General features: G+C 46.8%; 3 protein-coding genes. 1 reads left to right on the top strand and 2 read right to left on the bottom strand.

The window, feature by feature from the left end:
- Positions 1–317: transposase (locus tag H6G62_RS27230; RefSeq protein ID WP_190496501.1), on the top strand; the 317-nt coding region annotated here is incomplete at its 5' end.
- 137 nt (positions 318–454) lie between these two features.
- Here H6G62_RS27230 and H6G62_RS27225 read toward each other — a convergent pair.
- Both H6G62_RS27225 and H6G62_RS27220 read right to left on the bottom strand, forming a co-directional pair.
- Positions 455–745, bottom strand: a complete 291-nt coding sequence (locus H6G62_RS27225; RefSeq protein WP_190500967.1) for a hypothetical protein — start codon at positions 743–745, stop codon at positions 455–457.
- Between the two features lie 124 nt (positions 746–869).
- Positions 870–1,508: transposase (locus H6G62_RS27220; protein ID WP_190500965.1), on the bottom strand; the 639-nt coding region annotated here is incomplete at its 5' end.

The raw sequence follows: 1,508 nt of genomic DNA, 5'->3' as shown, positions 1-1,508 counted from the left end.
TTGAAGACTTTGAGCAGGATGGCCCTAAGATTCTTATCATTTTAGACAATGCAAGTATTCATAAAAAGGCAGAGATTCTAGAGAAGATAGCGAAGGAGATGCCCAACATTGTTTTAGAATTTCTGCCACCCTACAGTCCGGACTATAATTTAATCGAGTTAGTTTGGCACTCTGCAAAGGAATTCATTGCCAATCGTCTATTTGAGTCGATTGAGGATTTAGAAGCGCTTGTTCATAACCTATTGAACGAAGGGCAGCTTGTCATCAACTGGGATCGCAAGATCAAAAATAAAGGAAACACAGTCAATGCAATTTAAATGCATATCAGCTTAGCCTCCGGCGTCAGCGGGGCATCCTGGGGTAACCACTTTAACGCTGGGTTCCAAAAGTCCTCCCGCCATACCTGATCCGTCACCTGCTCTCGGTTCTTCAGAATGTGAGCCTTGTATCGGTCTCAATCTCCACAGGTGCCGCCTAGCCCAGAACCAATCCAACTAAACGACCCACGAGCCAAAAGCACCCCAAGCTCCCTGGCCTTAGTCTCGGCCTCCTGCAATCCGTCCGGGTTGGCGTAGATACCCAGGGCGATTTGTTGCTGATAGGGACGGTCGCGGCCTGACCCTGGCTTAGGGGGCAAGGTGGCCTGTAGGCGTAGACGATTTCCCACCTGCAACACTTGAACCCCCACTCGGCCCGCCTTTAACCGGGCGTTGACGGCCTCCACCGTCCACCGTTTTATGGCCATAACTGCATTAAATCCGCATTGATTTGAGGGCACCTCGATTAATTGAGTATCCAGAGAATTGCCGCATCAAAAAAGAACACAGTGAGACAGAAATAACCCTTCTATCGCACTGTGTCAGTCGTGATTAAAATGAATCTACTAGCGTCGTCTTATTGTCTTGATTAAAACCGTTTAATTCAGAACAGGTTCTCGTGTTTCCCAGAAGATGAAGCGCATAAAGTTGGGCACCTCGATTAATTGCCTTATTGCGAATCTGAAGAGCCTGGAACCATTGGAGTCTCGTGCCCATTCTCAATAAGATTTGTATTTTTCGAGGTGCCCAGTTATAAGTTAAGTTCTTCAGGCCCAAGTTGACTGCAGCACGACCTAAACCGATAGACCTTAACGTCTTTCCGCCCAGTTGCATGACCCACGCACCAAAGACATGCTCAACGTGACTGCGAGTTTTAGAGCGATCTGTATTCTTTTCCTTCTGTTCTTCACTCAGGGGACGATTGCGATAAGGGCGTTCATGAATATGACTTGTCCAGTTTAAGAATGATAAGAGCCATTCGATTCCGGCAGAGCGGTAGGCACTATCCGCCCAGACTCCTTTTCCGGCATTGAGGTCATCTAAAAAGCGTGTCAAGGCTTGACTATCATGGACAGAAGCATCCGTGATGATGTATTGGCGAATAAAGCCATAGTCTACGTCAATATTAATGTGATTCTTGTAGCCAAAGTAGCTTTGATTATTCTTTTTTGTCCACTTAGCGTCGATATC

Source organism: Phormidium sp. FACHB-1136 (assembly GCF_014697375.1).
Taxonomy (GTDB): Bacteria; Cyanobacteriota; Cyanobacteriia; order Phormidesmidales; family Phormidesmidaceae; genus Nodosilinea.
This window is presented reverse-complemented; position numbering and strand designations above follow the sequence as displayed.

Coding starts and splice junctions, on each gene's coding strand:
- H6G62_RS27225 (WP_190500967.1), bottom strand. CDS start 745: ATGGCCATAAAACGGTGGACGGTGGAGGCCGTCAACGCCCGGTTAAAG.